9 protein-coding genes and 1 pseudogene are annotated in these 17,396 nt (G+C 68.8%); 3 read left to right on the forward strand and 7 right to left on the reverse strand.

The window, feature by feature from the left end:
- Nucleotides 1-292 precede the first annotated feature (292 nt).
- From TVH25_RS09945 to TVH25_RS09955, 3 genes are read right to left on the reverse strand one after another with little or no spacing between them, the layout of a single operon-like run.
- Entirely contained in the window at nucleotides 293-4,456 is a 4,164-nt protein-coding gene (locus tag TVH25_RS09945) for a TIGR02680 family protein (RefSeq protein ID WP_422423995.1), read from the reverse strand.
- Nucleotides 4,449-5,834: a TIGR02678 family protein gene (locus tag TVH25_RS09950; protein ID WP_422423997.1), complete on the reverse strand. Its 1,386-nt coding sequence runs from the start codon at nucleotides 5,832-5,834 to the stop codon at nucleotides 4,449-4,451. Before TVH25_RS09950 ends, TVH25_RS09945 begins: the two co-directional genes overlap by 8 nt.
- A complete protein-coding gene (locus TVH25_RS09955) occupies nucleotides 5,831-7,303 on the reverse strand; it encodes a TIGR02677 family protein (protein WP_367113038.1) in 1,473 nt (490 codons plus the stop codon). Before TVH25_RS09955 ends, TVH25_RS09950 begins: the two co-directional genes overlap by 4 nt.
- 155 nt (nucleotides 7,304-7,458) lie before the next feature.
- Here TVH25_RS09955 and TVH25_RS09960 point away from each other — a divergent pair, with 155 nt between their 5' ends.
- The gene (locus TVH25_RS09960; protein WP_169622240.1) at nucleotides 7,459-7,908 is read left to right on the forward strand and encodes a hypothetical protein; all 450 of its coding nucleotides are present in this window, start codon (nucleotides 7,459-7,461) and stop codon (nucleotides 7,906-7,908) included.
- A 161-nt stretch (nucleotides 7,909-8,069) separates the two neighbouring features.
- Entirely contained in the window at nucleotides 8,070-10,817 is a 2,748-nt protein-coding gene (locus TVH25_RS09965; protein ID WP_422423999.1) for a cation-translocating P-type ATPase, read from the forward strand.
- 26 nt (nucleotides 10,818-10,843) lie between these two features.
- On the opposite strand, the gene TVH25_RS09970 is transcribed toward TVH25_RS09965, so the two are convergent.
- Nucleotides 10,844-14,377, reverse strand: a complete 3,534-nt coding sequence (locus tag TVH25_RS09970; RefSeq protein ID WP_422424000.1) for a trehalose-phosphatase — start codon at nucleotides 14,375-14,377, stop codon at nucleotides 10,844-10,846.
- Nucleotides 14,378-14,718: 341 nt separating this feature from the next.
- Complete coding sequence (locus TVH25_RS09975) at nucleotides 14,719-15,030, reverse strand: hypothetical protein (protein WP_422424001.1); 312 nt, start codon at nucleotides 15,028-15,030, stop codon at nucleotides 14,719-14,721.
- A gap of 29 nt (nucleotides 15,031-15,059) precedes the next feature.
- Between TVH25_RS09975 and TVH25_RS09980 the strand changes: the two genes are divergently transcribed.
- Nucleotides 15,060-15,557, forward strand: coding sequence for a class F sortase (locus TVH25_RS09980; protein ID WP_422424002.1), 498 nt, complete (start codon nucleotides 15,060-15,062; stop codon nucleotides 15,555-15,557).
- 63 nt (nucleotides 15,558-15,620) lie between these two features.
- Here the strand turns inward: TVH25_RS09980 and TVH25_RS09985 are convergent, their stop codons facing one another.
- Nucleotides 15,621-16,715 (reverse strand): hypothetical protein, encoded by a 1,095-nt coding sequence (locus TVH25_RS09985; protein ID WP_422424004.1) that lies wholly within the window; start codon nucleotides 16,713-16,715, stop codon nucleotides 15,621-15,623.
- Nucleotides 16,716-17,138: 423 nt separating this feature from the next.
- Nucleotides 17,139-17,396, reverse strand: a pseudogene (locus TVH25_RS09990) (hypothetical protein); the annotation flags it as partial.

Genomic DNA, 17,396 nt, shown 5'->3' on the forward strand with positions numbered 1-17,396 from the left:
GGTGTGTCATGCCCCGATCATCGTGGGAAATTCGATGTTTATTACACAATCGGCGAAAATAGCCGGGTTTTCTTTGGCCCGGACGGGGTTTCGGATAATGAGCCGGCTTCGGTAGTGAATCGTGGAATCCGCGCCAGGCACATTTGCGATGTTCGCGAAACTAATTGCGTACCTGCTTCGGTCGCCGAATTCGCACTCGCCGCACGGAGATCGGTTCGCTGGGCCTGCTGTACCAGGGGCGATCCGATCTCCGTGCGGCGACTGTGGAACCGGGCCCGCCGCCTGCACGTGGCTAGACGAATTCGAGTGACCCCTCCACCGGCTGCGCCACCTTCCGGGTACCGGGGGATCCCAACGCAATTGCGAGGTCCGAGCCGTCGTGCTCGGCCAGCAGTTCCCCGCCCGACCACACCAGCAGTGTCGCGGCAACGGTGTGCTCGGCGACCGAATGCGACAGGTCGTAGTGCGCGCAACCGGGAACACCGGCGTACGTGATCCACAGGTCGAACCCGGTCATGAACAAGTCCAGGTCGAACTGCACACACAGACTGAGCAACTCGCTTCGCCCCGTGTCGTCGACGCCCGCGAACGCTTCGTCCAACGCCAGCAACCGCGGCGCATGCGGATCCGCGGAATCGAGCATCACGTGCGCCGCCGCGAACAACGGCAGATGCAGCGACACCGACTGCTCACCGCCCGACAACGCCGAATGCCGCGCAGGTGTGAGTTTGTCGTCGCTCCCGTCCGCGCCGATGAGACTGAACGAGAACACCCGCCAACGGCGGTAATCGAGGGTCGTGGCAAGGATTTCCGGGTAGGAGCGCTCCGGATGCGCAGCTCGTTCCGCACGGATCCGGGATGCGAAGTGCGCCCGGATGCCGGCGAGGTCGTCCGCCGACAGCGCCGCAGCGTCGCGGTCGAGCAGTTTGCAGACCGCGCGCGCCGGGTCGTCCAGATCGTCCGCGAGCACCCAGTGCACGCCGATCGTGTTGCCCGAGGACATGTGCCGCTGCCGCATCTCGGCACCCATGCGTGCGATCAGGTCTCGTGCGTCGACGGTGCGTTCGTGGATCTGCTGGGACAGAGCCGCCAGCAGGGCATCTTCGAGGATGCGGCGCTCGGAGTCGGTCAGCAGCAACTCCTGCTCGCGACGCGCGTGCGCGATACGCACCGCGAACTGCCCGACCGACGAGAACCCCTGTTCGTCCTGCACCTGCACCACGGTCAGCCCGTCGGGCGCATCCCACTGCAACCGGTAGTCCTGACTACGCGCGAGTTCCGTATCGAACTCCTGCACGGCAGCGGCGAGCGCGGTGCGCGTGGACTTGCGAGCCGATTCACTGGCGGTGACCGTTGCCGTCGCCGCTGCCAGCGAACGGAAGAGCGCCTGCACCTCGGACGGGAAGACCGGAACGTCGGCGTCGGGTTCCGCATGCTGAATCCGGTACAGCAGTTGGTCGGTGTCCAGCCACGCCGCGGTGCTCGCCGGCCACGCGTGCGGGTGCTCGATCCCGAGGAGCGCCAGCAGGTCCGGCCGCGCGAAAGGCGCCAGCCGCTCGGCGTCGGCGCGGGATTCTGCCAGCGCCGAACGCAGGGTGTCCTCGGCGGCGGTATGCGCGGCCTCCGACTTGCCGATCCGCTCGATGGCCGCTTCATACGCTTTGCGCGCGGCACGCTGGGAGGTCTTCGCAGACTCGATCCGGGCCCGAGCCTGTTCGAGTTGCACGTCGATCCGGTCGGCGCCGGCACCGAGCGCGTCGCGCAGTGTTTCGAGTTTCTGTCGCTGGGCGGTGAACGACTCTTCGGAGATGGCCGATTGTTCGGCGGCTTCGTCGGCGACGCGGCGTGCCTCGTCGAGCCGCACCCGCGCTTCTCGTACCCGCTCGCCGGTGGCGGCGTGCTCTCGCAACGCCCGCAGCAGGGCCTGTCCCTGCGAGCGGAAGTGCCGCACCGCAGCGTCCAGGCTGTCGAGTTCCTGCGGGAGGTGGGGCGCGCGATGTCGTGCGGCGGTCGAGCGCAGGTGCTGCTGCCGGGTAGCGAATTCCGCCAGTGCCTGATCGAGATCGCGGTCGGCGGCCGCAGCCGCCTCGGTGGACGTCCGCAGTGCCCCCGCGCACTCGGTGACCTTCCGCAAAGCGGCAAGCACCGACCCGGTGCGGGGCACCGCGGCGGCGGCCTCGTCGAGCCCGGTCAGCCGGTCCCCGAGGAGGCGATGCTGCTCGCGCAACGACTCCGCCGTCGAACGTGCTTCGGCGACCGCACGTTCGAGTTCCGTGACCCGTCGTTGTCGCCGGCGTGCGCGGGCCGTCGCCCCGATGAACTCGGCGTGTGTCTTGACGTGCCGGCCCACCTGAGTGCCCTGCCGGAAACCGCCCGTGACATCCACCGACACTGCGACCCCGCCGGCCGGTGTGGACGTCAGCGCGATCGACTCGAGCACGGCGGCGACATCGCGCTCGGGAACCTCCGTATCGGGTTCGGGCACCAGCACATCGGCCAGCGTCGGCCCGGACGGCCGATGCGGCGCCGGCACCGCGACGAGGAACTGTTCCGACTCGGTGGCAGGCAACTCGCCGGTACCCGCCCAGATCCACCCGTCGAGCACGTTCGCGGCCTGCAGGGCCGCCTCGATTCCGGCTGCGTCCGCTGCGGTGACGTCGTCGCGGAATCGCACCAGACGCCACAACGGAGCGCCCGGCAGCGACTCCCGGCTTCCCGTCCGCGCCGGGAACGGCGGGGGAGCGTCGTCGTGTTCGGCTTCCACTTCGGTCCGCTCAACGTCGTACTCCGCGATCCGCACCCCGAGTGTTTCGATCTCCGAGGTGAGCGCGCGTCGCCGGAACCGGAGTTCCTCGAGCGCGGGGGCCGTGTGGATGCCGAGCACGGAGGCGGGTGTCGCGGCGTCGTCCTGCCCGGCGGCCGCGATCGCGGAGTCCAGCGCGTCGAGCAGATCCTGCGAAATGCCCTCTACCGCATAGCGTTCCGCATGCTCTGTCCACCATGTCCGCAGGTCGGTGGCCGTCTCCGCTCGCGTCAGTGCGACCACTGTTTCCGCCGCGTCCACCGCAGCGGCGGCCGACTCGCGTTGCGCGCGACTGCGCGTCGCCGCGGCCTCCGCACGCGTGCGCGCTGCCGCAGCGGCGTCCACGCTTCCGGTGGCCGCCCGCACCGCCCGCACGTCGGCGTCGCGTTCTTCCGCGTGTGCGTCGAGCGCGGCGACGAGCCGATCTGTTCGATCGAGATGTTCGGCACCGTGCCAGTCGATGCCCGCGTCTTCGGCGGCCTCGTGAAGTGCATCCTCGCAGCGGGTCCGCGTCGACAGTGCTGCGGCGAGGGCGGACTCGGCCCGCTCGAGTTCGTCGGCACGCTGCGCGACCGCGCTCTGAGCCCGCTCTGCCTGCTCGGCCTGCACCGCGGTGGTGCGTTCGAGGTTCGCGACCGCCTGCGCGAGGTCGTCGAGTTGTTGTTTGCCCTCGTATGCGCCGGAGCGTTGCAGGGCGTCGAGATTGGCGCGGGCCTGTTCGAGGTCGCGCTCGGCCACGGCGAGGGTTTCCTCGGCCTGTGCGCGGGCGGCGGCGGCCCCTTCTCTGTCGGCGACGGCAGAGCGCAACGCCTCGACTGCGCCCCGGACCGTCGCGAGGCGCATCCCCACCTGGTCGACCTCCGAGCGTGCCTGCTGCCGGAGGTAGTTCGAGTACACGGCGACGAAACTCTGCGCCGCGTCGTCGGCCGCGGCCAGCGATGCGAGCGTCCGCGCCACCTCCTCCATGTCGGAGAACGACCGGGCAGCCTCGACCAGCAGTTGGTCGTCGAGCGGGCGGAGACCGTCGGTCAGCGCCTGGGACAACCCCTTGGGATCGAGGTTCTTCGCCAGCTGCGGGCGTCGCAACGTGAGGATCAGGTTGATCAATTGGTCGTATCGCTGCGCCCCCAACCCGAACATGCGCGCATCGATGGCCGCCCGGTACTCCACCGGCCGGTCGGTGACCGCGTCGGCGCCGACTTCCTCGATCAGCTGCTTCCGGGTCAGCGGCCGGTCTTCGGTGTCGAGCAACGAGAAGTCGACACCCACGCGCCCGTCGACGACGAAATACCAGCGCGTGACCTTGTCGTTTCCCCGCGTGGCGCGCATGCCGACCCCGACCGTGACGGCCTCCGGGTCCTCGGCCCGGCCGCGGCAGAACTCCATCCACACGTAGGAATACGCGCTGTCCTGCCCCTGGTACAGCAGGTTCGAGCGCATGGTGCGCTCTTCGCCCGCGAACGGGTTGAGCCGGCGCGGTTCGATGCGCCCGTCGAACACGAACGGGAACAGCACCTCGAGGGCCTTGGTCTTACCCGACCCGTTGGGGCCACGGAGCACCAGGCGTCCGTCCGCGAACGAGAACTCTTGATCCCGGTAGTCCCACAGATTGATGATTCCGGCGCGGGTGGGCCGGAAGCGGGCACTACTCATGACTCTCCGTCTCGCTTGTCTCGTCCGGGAACAGGTCGATCTGCGGATCTCGTTTACGCACACTGACGGTCGCGCCCCGGAACCGCGCCGCTGCGGGCAGCGCGAGCACGCCACCGGGCACCCGGGCGACGAGTTCCAGCTTCGCGAGCAGAGCCACCGCCGCGTCCGTGAGGCCCACCGGATCCGCCTGCCACTGCGCCGCGAAGGTGCGGCCGTAGGTGTCGACGAGCCCGCGGATGGTGCTCGCCAGCCACGCATCGTCGACCATCGGGTGCTCGGGCCGGACGCGCTCTCCGGCGAGATCGTCTCCGTGCGCGCGGTCGGGTGGGCCGGTCACCGCCAACGCGGTGAACACTCCCGAGCGTGGAATCGCTGCGTCCACCGCCGCGACGAGGTCGTCGTGCTTGTCGGCGGGGAGGGGAAGTCGCGCCGGTGCAGGCAGATCCGGGTCGAGCACCCGGTCGCAGATCTCTCCGGCCAGCAACAGTGCCACCTGCGCGACGGTGCCGGTGCCGGGGAACCGCACGTCCGACAGGCGTCCGGAGGTGTCCACCAGGGCCACGCCCTCCGCGCGCCGCTCCGCCACCAGTCCGGTGAGCACTTCCAGGTCGGCGGTGGTGCGCGGCAGCGCGAGTTGCACTGCCTCGGCGTCGTCGAGTCCCTCCGCGTAGACGACGGGACGCTGGATCAGAGCGCGACGAACCCGTCGCGTGGCCTCGGCGGAGCGCCGCCCGTCGGACACGTGGGCGCCGCCGGCCGGGTTCGCGAGCAGACCGCGCACCGAGTTCAGGTGCTGCAGCGCCAGCGGCGGACGGAACAACGCCGCCACGACCGACCGGTCGATGTCGTAGAGGGCTTCGCCGCTGTCGGGATCGCTCGCCCATCCGCCCGCATCGCCGTCGGCGAGGGAGATCGCCCCGCGCGCCGCGAGCCACGCCACCGCGTCCACGAAGGCGTCGCGGTCGGTCGCTCTGTCGGTGGCCAGATCCACTCCGTCGATCCGGGAGGCATCGGTGGCTACGTGGCCGGCCAGTTCGGACAGGCTGATCTGTGCACCTGCGCGGCCGAGCGCCGCAACGGCCAGTGCGAGGTAGGCATACCGCCGCCGGTCGAAGGGCCGGTCGGTGTGGGTGGCGGTGCCGGCACCCGGGTCGAGCCGGTCCAGCACGGTGAACAACCTGGCGGTCGTTTCGGTGACCTCGAGCCGGTAGCCGAGTGTGTCGAGCAGGTCGTCACGCAATTCGGTGGCCCACCGCCGCAGCAACGGCAGGGCGGTGCGGTCGGGGAACGTCGAGGTCACCAGGTGGTGGGTGAGGATCAGGCGCGCCGCGCGCTGGTACGAATCGAGGTCGAGCGGCGCGATGGTGCGTGCTCTCACTGCACGTCCACGGTCATAGCGTCCAGATACAACCGTCCGCGTGCGGTGCGCACCACCGTCGATTCGGTGCTGGGCCGCAACGTGAGTTTCACGCCGTTCTGCGTGCCGGACGTTCCGTCGCCGCGGACGCGTCCGCTCACCGGTACCCGCGCCGACAGCGCCGCGTCGATGAGGCTGAGCAGCACCTCGGTCTCCGGTTCGGTGAGTTCACGGTCCCGCACGCCGCCGGAGGCGAGGGACCGCGCCGCGTCGGCACGGCGTCGCTGGTTCTCCCACTGCAGTTCACGCAACCGCCGCACGGCTGCGTCGTTGCGGTGCACTCGGCCGGGCGCACCGGCAGACGGTGTCCGGCCCGTTTCGGCCAGCGTGCGCGAGATCTCGACCGGCGGTGCGTCCCACCACGACCGGTTGGCGGGCACCACGTCGGCGTCGGAATGCGGCACCGAGAAATGCCGGGGACGGCCGAGGTCGAACACCGCCCCGAACAGTGCGTGCGCGGCGTCCTCGCTGGGCGCGGCGGCGAACCATCCCGCCAGGTGCCGCAACTGCGATTCCCGGCTCACTCCGCCTCGGCGGGTCTCGGTGAGGCGGCGCAGCAGCGCCAGCACCGCCGCGATCGCACTCATCGTGCCCTCCCGCAACCGCTCGGATTCGCTCGGCGCCGACCCCATGCCCGCGAACCAGTGTTCGAGCCCGCGCCAGCGCTGGCGCCAGTCGGCTTCGCGTTCTTCGTAGGAGAGCAGGACCCTTTCGTCGTGTGCCGCGGCGAGGGCAGGTAGCCGCGCGGCGCCGGTGGCCTGGACCCGCGCGAGGGCGGCGGTGAGCTTCGGCGCGTACCGGGCGAGGTCGGAACTGAACTCCCGCATGTGCGAGAGCAGCGCATCTTTGTGGGTGAGAAACACTTCGGGGGTGATCTCGGTGGTGCGCACCAGGTCACCCAGGACGAGGTAGAACCGCGCGGCCCGCTCCGCCATGTCCGACAGGGTCGCATCGAGGCGGTTCAGTTTCCGGTACACGAGTTCGCCGTCCCCGGCGTCGTTGGCATCGGCGAGTTCGGTCAGATCGGCGAGGAGATCGGCCAGCGCCAACCGGGACAGCGCGACATCGTGCCCGCGACCGGTCAGGACGTCGTCGACGGCACGGAAGGCATAGAACCCTTCCTGCCCGAACTGGTAGACGAAGTGCCGGTTGCGGTACTCGGCGAGGGTGGCTGCGCGGGTTCCGTCGTAGCTGCGTTCGAGCACGCCCCACGCGTGCAACTGCTCGAGCAGGGGAGCGATCTCCGACGAGGTCAGTGCTGCCGCCGGATCGTCACCGCTGATGCGGCCGAGCACCGCTTCGACGTCGGCTGCGTGCAGCAGCACCACGTAGTTGGCGCGGGCATGATCGAACGCCCGGAGTACCCACAGATATTCGGTGCGTTTCTCGGCGGTCGCGAAGGAGAACAGCCGGAGCCGGCCGTCCCGCACCGTCGGGTCCTCGACCGTCCGGGTGCCGGATCGACCTGTTTCGTTCACCGTGACAGGGTAGGCGGACGGGCGCCCGGAGGCCGCATCACCCGCCGCCCGTGTCGGCGCTCTTCCTTATTCTGGTCGTGCGACAACGCGCGACCGTAGGAGGGGAGATGCCGGATCCCGGGGCCGGTTCGGGTGCCACGACGTGGGACGACATGGCGCAATGGCTCGTCGCGTCGCTCACCGGCAGGCCGGCCGGATTCGTCCTCGAGATCGGCCCGCGCGACTATGTGCCGTCCGAGGACGACCCCGAGGTCGTGTGCGCGCAGATCCATGTGCTCGCCGACGGTGTGCTCATGCTCCGCCGCTCACGTATCGAGCTGTCGCACCTGCTGCTCGGAGACCACACCCCGAACGGGCTGGTCCTGGACCTGTGGCACTTCGACGGCCACTTCGAGGACTGCACCGACGGCTATCTGTTCTCCCGCGACGTCCGCCTCGTCGCCGACACCTGTGTCGCCTGGTTCCGGGACGGCTGGAGCACCGCGTCCGCCGACGAACTGGGATGCAGCCTCCGGTTCCCCGACGAACTGCCCCGTACCGATACGACGATGCCGTAGCCCGCTGCGTGATACACCCGCCCGCACGCACCGTGAACGGCGATCGATACCGAAGTGGTGCCTCGTTCCTCCCACGAGGAACGCCGTCGCCCTGTTGACTCTGCACTCAGCGGCCCTGACTCCCAGCACCGACACCGCATCGGCGCAGAGGCGGTTCCCTCATGACGAGTCCACCGACATCGCCACCGGTCTCGGACGGAGGTTTCTCCGTCACGGACCCGCAGGAGTCGCTCGACCGCCTCTTGCGGGATCTGCGTACCCGCACCGAGGGCCTCTCGGCCAGAGAGGCCGAACGGCGTTTGGCCCAGGTGGGCGCGAACGACCTGGTCCGGCAGAAAGGCGAGCCGGCCTGGCGCGAGCTGCTGCGCCAGCTCGTCCATCCGCTGGCGTTGTTGCTGTGGGTGGCGGCTCTCCTCGCCTGGGTCTCCGGTTCGGGGCCGCTGGCCGTCGCGATCGTCGTCGTCATCTGCCTCAACGCAGGATTTGCCTTCGTGCAGGAGCGTCACGCCGAACAAGCCGTGGAAGCGCTGTCGGCCTACCTGCCGCCGCATGCGCGGGTGCTGCGAGACGGACAGGAGACTCAGGTCGAAGCGCACCTGCTGGTGCCGGGTGATGTCGTTGTCGTCTCCGAGGGCGACCGCATCTCCGCGGATGCTCGGCTGTTGTCCGGGGCGGTGGACATCGATACGTCGACACTGACCGGTGAATCCGCGCCGGTCGAGGTACGCGTCGACGCCGGCAGCACCGATGTGCCCCTCATCAGGGCACGAGACGTGGTGTTCAGTGGAACCTCCTGCACGGCGGGCGAGGCCACCGCGGTGGTGTTCGCGACGGGCATGCGCACCGAACTCGGCCGGATCGCCGCCCTGTCGCAGCGAGTGGGGCACGAGGAGAGCCCGCTCGAGAAGCAGGTCAAGCGGGTGGCGCAGCTCATCGCGCTGGTGGCGGTCGGGATGGGGATCGCCTTCATTCCGCTGGGCACCATCTTCGCGGGCTTGTCGCTCTCCCAAGCCGCCGATTTCGCGATCGGGTTGCTCGTCGCGAACGTCCCCGAGGGACTGTTGCCGACGATCACGCTCGCCCTGGCGGTCGGGGTGCGGATCCTCGCCCGGCGGGGCGCCCTGGTCAAACGGATCTCCGCGGTGGAAACACTCGGTTCGACGAGCGTGATCTGCACGGACAAGACCGGCACGCTCACGCTCAACGAGATGAGCGTGGTGGAAATGTGGACTGCTGCCGGTGTCCTCGACTTCGACGGGTCGCCGGAGCGCCCGGCACCCGACACGCCGCCGGCTCGCCTCGCCTGGGCTGCGGTGTGCTGCAGCAATGCGACGATCCGCCGCAAGGACACATCCGGTGACGATCAAGGCACCGGGGACCAGACCGAACTGGCGCTGCTCCGTGCGGCCGAGGCGATGGGTGTCGACGTACCCGCCGAGCATTCCGGTCGCCGGGCGCTCTACTCGTTCGACTCCGTGCTGCGCCGCATGTCCACGGTCGATGACGGTCCCGGCGGTGCCTGGGTGCACACCAAAGGTGCGCCGGAGGTCGTGCTCGCCCGCTGTACACGGATCGCGGTCGGCGTGGGCGACGACCGCGAACTGACGGACGCCGACCGCCTCGAGGTCGAGGGTGTCGTCGATTCGTGGGCACGACAGGGACGACGCGTCCTCGCGCTTGCCGAACGCCCTCTCGATCCCTCAGCGGGGTCGCTGCCCGAACGCGACGACGCCGAACACGACCTGGTGTTGCTCGGTGTCGCCGCCATGATCGATCCGCCCCGCGCGGAGGTGCCCGACGCGGTCGCGCGATGCCACGACGCCGGGATACGCCTGATCGTGGTCACCGGCGATCACGCGCTGACCGCCCGAGGTGTCGGCGAGAGCGTCGGTATCGGGCGGGGCGGACTGACCGTGCTCGGGGGTGACGAGGTCGACCGCATGTCCGACCGCGAACTCGACGCGGTCCTCGCGACTCCTGGCGAATTGATCTTCGCGCGCAGTTCGCCGGAGTCCAAGCTGCGGATCACCGACGCGTTGCAGGGTGCCGGCTACATCGTGGCCATGACCGGCGACGGCGTGAACGACGCTCCGGCGTTGCGCCGCGCCGATATCGGTATCGCGATGGGCAAGTCGGGTACCGATGTGGCGCGCGAAGCGGCCACGATGGTTCTCACGGACGACAACTTCGCGACCATCGTGACTGCGGTCGAGGCCGGCCGCAGGGTCTACGACAACGTCCGCAAGTTCATCGTCTACATCTTCGCGCACACCACCCCGGAGGTCGTGCCGTTCCTGCTGTACGCGTTGAGTGGCGGGGCCATACCTCTGCCGTTGACCGTGATGCAGATTCTGGCGATCGACCTCGGGACGGAGACGGTGCCTGCTCTGGCGCTGGGACGTGAACGCGCAGAGCCGGGACTCATGGAACGCGCGCCCAGGACGCGGGCCCAGTCGGTCATCGACCGATCCATGATGGTCCGTGCCTGGGTGGTGCTCGGCGGTGTCTCGACGGTGCTGGTGCTGGCGCTGTTCCTCGGCACGCTGGTGGCCGGGGGATGGTCGCTCGGCGCCGACGTCGGCTCCGGTCCGCTGCACCACACCTGGCAGCAGGCGACCACCATGACGTTCCTGGCGATCGTCGCGTGCCAGATAGGCACCGCCACGGCGGCCCGCACGCAGCGTGCATCGCTCGCCGACATCGGGTTGTTCACCAACCCGTTGTTGCTGTGGGGCATCGTATTCGAGGTGTTCTTCGCGGCAGTGATCGTGACGGTGCCGGTACTCCGGGAAGTGTTCGGTACTGCGGTGCCCGAGTGGTGGCAGCTCGCGCTGTTGCTGCCGCTTCCGGTCGTGGTGTGGGGATGCGACGAACTCCTGCGCAGAAGAGCCCGCCGCCACGCCCGATGAGCGGCCCTGCGAGGGTTCGCGCCCCGTCAGCTCAGCGCAACGGTGCACCCGGGCTGCAAAGTGGCTGTCCGGTCGCGGCACATCACCTCGATCGGGCGGTGGTCTCCGGGCCCGGCGGTGACCTCCACCTTCCGCCCGTGGACCGATACCTGGAGGTTGTGTCCGCGGTAGCGCATCGGGAACTCCAGCGCACCGAGGCTTTCCGGCCACTGCGGGTTCAAGATGAGGTGGTCGCCTCGTGTCTCGAGTCCGGTGAAGCACCGCTGCAGCAGGTCGATGCTTCCCGCCATCGCCGCAAGGTGGATGCCCTCGCGGGTGGTGCCACCCTGGATATCGGTGACATCCGAGACGAGAACTCTCTCGAAGTACTCCACGGCCTCGTCGCGATGACCGCGTGCGAGGACCCACGAGTGCACCACGGCGCTCAGGGTCGACCCGTGGGACGTGCGCGCGAGGTAGTAGTCGATGGTGCGGGGGATCGCGGCCGGTTCGAACCGGTAACCCGCGCGTCCGAGCAGATCTCGCAGTTCGTCGGCCGAGAGCACGTAGAACAGCATCACCACGTCGGCTTGTTTCGAGGCGCGGTACCGGTTCACATCGTCGCCTTCCGCCTCGAGGATCCGGTCCAGCCGCTGAATGTTTCCGTACCGCTCGCGATAACCGTCCCAGTCGAGTTCGGCCAGATCGGCGTATCCCTCGAACTGGCTCAATACCCCGTCGTGGAACGGAACGAACATCCGCCGGGTGACGTCGGTCCACCGGGCGAGTTCGTCCGCGTCGAGGTGCAGACTGTGCATCAGGTCGGTCCGGTCCGGATCAGGAAGTGTGGCAAGCGCTTCCATCGCACGAAGAATGACCCATATCGCCATCACGTTGGTGTAGGCGTTGTTGTCGATGCCGTCGTACGGAGCTTCGGGGTACCCGGAGTGGAACTCGTCCGGTCCCACGACCCCGCGGATCACGTATCGGGACCGGGTGCTGTCGTAGGTGGCGAGACTCGCGAAGAACCGTGCGATCTCGACCAGCATCTCGGCGCCGTACTCACCGAGGAACGCGAGATCTCCGGTGACCTGGTAGTACTGCCACACGTTGAAGGCCACGGCAATGCCGATGTGATGCTGCCGCGCACTGGGGTCCGGCAGCCACCGCCCGGACCGCGGGTTGAGGTGCCACTGCTGGCTCTCCTCCCGTCCGTCGCTTCCGGATTGCCACGGGAACATCGCGCCCCGGTAACCGGCGGCACGGGCCGCGCGGCGTGCCTCCGGCAGTCTGCGGTACCGGTACATCAGCAGGGACCGGGTCAGCGACGGTTTCCTGAGGTTGAGCACGGGGAAGACGAACAACTCGTCCCAGAAGATGTGTCCGCGGTAGGCCTCGCCGTGCAGGCCCCGGGCCGGGACACCGGCATCGAGATCGGCGGTGTTCCGCGACAGGGTCTGGAGGAGATGCAGCATGTGCAGTCGCAGAATCCGGGACGCATCCGGCCGATCGCGGAGAGTGATCCGGGTCCGGTCCCACAGGAGTTCCCACGCCCGCACGTGACCGTCGAGGATCTCGTCGAACGTGCCCGACGCCGACAACAGCCGGGTGGCCGCGTCGGCAGGATCGGACACCGCACGGTCGCGACCGGTGAACACGGTGGCCAGTTTGTCCACCGTGACGGTTCGCCCCTCGTCGACGCGGACAGCGACGATATGGCCGACGCTGCCGTCACTTTCGAAGAACTGACAGGTGCTGTCGTGCCGTTCGCCGTTGGACCGGACGGTGGTGCGTGCTGCCGTTGCCACCGGGACATGCGACTGGTTCGTCCGCATGCTCAGCATCACCGAGTCGGGCGACACCTCGCACGCGTCCATCGGGACGAGATGTCGATCGGCCAGGTCACGGTATCGGTCGACGAGCGCGTTGCGGACCGAACCGTCGAGCGACGACCTGAACTCCACGAGGCCCGACCAATCGTGCGCCACCACCGTCGTCTGGAGCGCGCCGACATGCGCCAGATGCATCGCGACGAACCGTCGCTGTACCACTGTCGTCGTCCGCCCGGCGCCGTCGCGATACTGAACCCGGCGGGTGAGCACCGCCCGGCGCAGGTCGAGGTACTGGCGATAATCGAGAAGCTCGACCGCGTCCACGTCGAACCACGGTCCACCGTCGATCCGGAACGTCAGCGGCAGCCAATTGGGCGTGTTCACCAGGCTTTCGTTCACGAGCGTCATGCCCGGACGGTCGTCCTGCAACCGGTTGAACAGGCCGGCGACGTACGTGCCCGGATAGTGGGTCGGACCGGCGACTGCTTCGGGCGCACACCCCCGCGTGGCGAAGAACCCGTTTCCCACGGTGCAGAGTGATTCCCGGAGTTTCTCGGAATCAGGGTCGTAGTCGTCGTAGAACAGCGTCCACCCACCGGCGCGGGACGCATCCGGGGGGTTGCGCTCGAGCATGTCGCCGACCAGATCCAGCAGCTCCCGCACCCCGGCCGCGCCGTTCACCGCGAACCGGGCGGCGCTCCGCCGATCCTCGCCGGCCTCGTGCCGGACCACGACCCCGATCCCGCCACGGGGCAGCGCGTCGAACGCGTCCTCGTCGGTGCGATCGCCTCCGATGTACACGGGCAGCACGGACTTTCCCCGGGCGATGTGTTCGAGCACCCAGTGCAGTGCTGTGCCCCTGTCCCGCCCAGGTGCGGGACCGATTTCCCCGCCATCCGCGTGACCGGGCGCTCGGTCGGCACCGGGCGCCGTCGCGAGTACGGCAGGGTGTTCGTACTTCTCGCCGCCCGGTCCGGCGAGTTCGAACCCGTGTCGGCCTGCGTACCACAGGCCGGGTATCCCGAGCCGGTCCTGCAGGCCCGTCAGGTCTCGTTCGCTCAGCACCACGACGATGCATGTTTCCGCCAGCCTCGCCAGAGTGCTCCGAAGGTTTTCGGTCGGCTCGGTATCCGCCGTGGCGGTGTCGAGGTCGAGTAGCAGGACCGGTTCGTGGACCCGCAGGAACGCCGCCAGTTCCGCATCGGACGCGGCGGCGTCGGGGATGTCCGAGAGGGGGCGATCATCTGCCCGCAGTCCGATCTCGCCGAGGTCCCGAACCACCACGTCTGCGCCCGCGACGGTCGGATCCCGCTCGCGTCCCTCCCGGTCGACTTCGATGACCAGGGCGAACCCGGCACGATGCCCGGGGTGCACCTCGTGCTCGCCGCGGGCTGTGACGAGCACGGCGGACGACGGCCTGGCGCCCAGGCGTGCCGCGGCCCCCTCGGGTGTCGTCTCGTTCACCGCGACGGACAGCGGCCCGCTGAGGCCCGCGGTCTCCAACGCTTCCTTCGCGTGTCCGCTGGGGGAGAACACCGCCATCCCCACACCGGCACTGTCCAGTCGGCGCAGCAGTGCCGTCACCGGGTCTGCTCGTCCCTCGGTTTCGTCGGGACGGGACGTTCCGGTGCCCTCGGCACCGGAAACCGACGCGAAATCCGGAAGGACCCCGAGATCGACGACGACCGCGCTGTGATGCCGCAGGTCGATGAGCGGCCGGTCAGCGGTGTCACCCTCGTCGTTCTGCACAGTGCCTCCCGGACGGAACGAGAACAGCCTTCCCACCTTCCACTCCGGACAGTAGCCCGGTGGTGTGGGCGCGAGTTCGAAAAGGACGAGACCTGTCGATACTGCGGAATCGAGCGTCCGGCATCCGGGAGAGGACACGGCGCGGTATCGGAGTTGCGTCGGGTGGGTCTCGACTTCCGGAATCGTTAACGCCCGTGGGCGTCCCTGCGACATGTCATACGTCGGGGTACCCACCTATTCGGTCATCGAATTGAGGCACCCACCATGCGAAAAGCATCTCCATTCCTCGCCGCGCTGTTCGGAACGACACTGCTCGTGGCTGTGGCCGGCGGAGCCGGCGCTCAGATCCCGGGCGATACCGGAGAGTCCGCGCCGACGGCGGCAACGGCCCAAACGACACCGCCGCCGACACCGCCGCCTACGACGACTCCACCACCGACGACGACACCGCCGCCCACGAAACCACCGACGACCACACCACCGCCCACGAAACCACCGACGACCACACCACCGCCCACGAAACCGCCGTCATCGACGACGCCGCAACCGACGCACCCGCACAGCACCGTGCCGCCGCATGCCCCGGTTCCGGATAGTCCGAGTACGCCGCCGGTCCATCGCGATCCCGATGCGCGGGTGCCGGTGCAATCCATCCCTGCCGGATCGATTTACGGTCGTTGACATGCGGGCACGACCGAGCATCACCGTTGTGTGCGCCGCCGCCCGTGGTTTTGTGGGCGGCTGCGCCCCCCCCCCCGCCCCGGGCGCCCCCGCCGCGCGCGGCACATTGCCCCCCCCCCAAGTGGCCCCACGACTCGGCTGGTGGGTGGACTCTGCGATGCCCGGCGGGGGGAGCGGTGCGATCGTGGTGACCGGACACGTCGACGACGTCGATCAAGGAGACGGGTTCGCCGCGCGATTCGCCGACGTGCGCGAAGGTGACGAATTGACCGTGTCGACCGGTGACGGGCGCGCACGCGAGTACCGCGTGGACCGATTGCTGAGCGTGGGCAAGGAGGGAAACCTCCCACTCGACGAAATCAACCGGCTCGACGGTCCTGAAACGCTGCTGCTCGTCACCTGCGGCGGGGAATTCGTCGGACCGCCGCTCGGCTACGCGAACAACGACTTCGTGTTCGCGGTGCCGACCGGTCCCGTCGCCGAGGTACCTGCCCCGTAGCCGGCGGGAGCAACGGCTCAGCGGCCGAAAGGAATACGGAGCCCCGTCCGCAACGGCCGGCCGTTACTTCTGTGGATCGACGCGTGCCGAATCGTCGCGCGGATGCTTCACCGAATCCGCCGTCATTCGTGCTCGCACGAGTTCCGTGCGCGCGGCATCGAGTTCTGCCCGGCACCGGACGACTTCGGTGCGCAGATCGTTCAACTCGGCCCGCAGCTCGTCGCTGCGCTCGCGGGAGGCCGTCTCCGCGGCGCGGGAGGTGGCGGCCGAGACCCGGGCCTGCTCGAGGTGATCCCGAAGCTCGGCGTTCCGGTCGCGTTCGGCGCCGAACTCGGACTCGAGGCGGGCGACGGTTGCAGACTCGCGTTCGAGCGCGGCCCGAACCCGACCGAGTTCGTCGCGTGTCTCGGAGAGTTCGGTGCGGATGCGATCTCGTTCGGCGGCGGTGTCGTCGAGCGCGCGACGGCACCCGGTGAGGTCGGCCTCGAGTTCCTCGATGGTCTCCCGGTATTCGGCGGCGACCCGGTGGTGCTCGGACTCGGCATCGGCGAGCCGGCCCTGAAGATGTTGCAGCGTGTCGGCATGGTCGTCACTCACCCGGGTGAGTTCTTCCTCATGGGACTGCTGGAGCCGACGGACCTGTTCGGCGTGGGCGGCCCGCGCGTCCGCGAGTTCGGCGTCGACAGCGACGACCGCCGCATCGGCGTTCTCGCGATCCTCGGTGGCCTGCGCGAGCTGTTCGCGCAGTCGCGCGATCTTGGCGTCGGCGTCGGCGCGGACCTTGGCCAGTTCGGTCGCAGCTCTGGTCATCTGCGCTTCGACAGCCTCTGCGTCGGTCAGCTTGTCGACCGCTTCGGTGATACGGGTCGCGATTGCTGCGTACTGCTCGAGTGTCGTCGCGGTGAGAGTCCGCAACGCCGTCGTGGTTGTAGCCAGGGTGGAAATCGCGTCGTCGGGTGTGGATGCCTGCGCAGCGGCGGGGGAGAGCGCCGCTTGTTTCTTGGCACGTTCGCGCTCGCGGTGGGCACGTACCCGGTCGGCGGCCGACGCGTACTTGCGGGGCCGGCCCACGCGCGCGGGTGCACCTTCAGGCTGCCCGGACGGATCCCCGCCGTGGTCGTTTTCCGGGCGGGAGGTATCGGGGGAAGGGGTGCTCATGGAGTCCTCGTGTCTGGGATGCGCGTCCGACGCCGCTTATCGGGCTATGCACGACCCTAATCTATATTTCATATCCGTACAAGAACGAAATGAATTACGAAACGTAATGAAATGAAACGGACTGAACAGGGAATACGCCGACATCGGAAGATACGAAACTAATAAGTAACGAAGTCGATCCGTCAGAGGCGACGTGATGGGCGTCCCGAACGCGCTCGCGGGAGCCTAGTGTCTGATCGTCATAATTCCCTCTTATGGTGAGTTACTCGCCGAGGGGTGCGAAAAACTGTGCACCCCCTTCCTGGCGCCTACGAGGCCCCGCGGACGGCGAGTCTCGGGGGGAAAAAGTGGGCAGCCGTGCCGGGTGGGAGTGTCGACGTACCTCGACCTGCGCGGGAGTTGCCGCGAACCCGGAACCGACGCTCAGTGATCCGAACGAGTGTGCGTGTCCTCGCCGAACAACTCGCGCACCATCCCCGCAGCTTCCGGTGGTGCCTCGACCTCGAGAACCACCCGGCTGCCACTCAGATGCAGGGTGAAGTCGTAGAACGGGCAGCACTGCTGCTCTGCTGCGGCGAGTTCGGCGAGAGCACCTGCGCGGTCGACGGGCAGCCGCAACCGGACCCCTGCCGTGCTCGGTTCGCGGACGGGGGCGGGGCGCCGCCCCCGCCCCCGGGGCGC

Origin of the sequence: Rhodococcus sp. 7Tela_A2 (assembly GCF_049311045.1) — a bacterium.
Lineage (GTDB): Bacteria > Actinomycetota > Actinomycetes > Mycobacteriales > Mycobacteriaceae > Rhodococcus.

What these genes read in the sequence shown, in the direction of transcription:
- TVH25_RS09945 (WP_422423995.1), bottom strand. Translation starts at nt 4,456, where the DNA reads ATGAGTAGTGCCCGCTTCCGGCCCACCCGCGCCGGAATCATCAATCTG.
- TVH25_RS09960 (WP_169622240.1), top strand. Translation starts at nt 7,459, where the DNA reads ATGCCGGATCCCGGGGCCGGTTCGGGTGCCACGACGTGGGACGACATG.
- TVH25_RS09965 (WP_422423999.1), top strand. Translation starts at nt 8,070, where the DNA reads ATGACGAGTCCACCGACATCGCCACCGGTCTCGGACGGAGGTTTCTCC.
- TVH25_RS09975 (WP_422424001.1), bottom strand. Translation starts at nt 15,030, where the DNA reads ATGGATTGCACCGGCACCCGCGCATCGGGATCGCGATGGACCGGCGGC.
- TVH25_RS09980 (WP_422424002.1), top strand. Translation starts at nt 15,060, where the DNA reads ATGCGGGCACGACCGAGCATCACCGTTGTGTGCGCCGCCGCCCGTGGT.
- TVH25_RS09985 (WP_422424004.1), bottom strand. Translation starts at nt 16,715, where the DNA reads ATGAGCACCCCTTCCCCCGATACCTCCCGCCCGGAAAACGACCACGGC.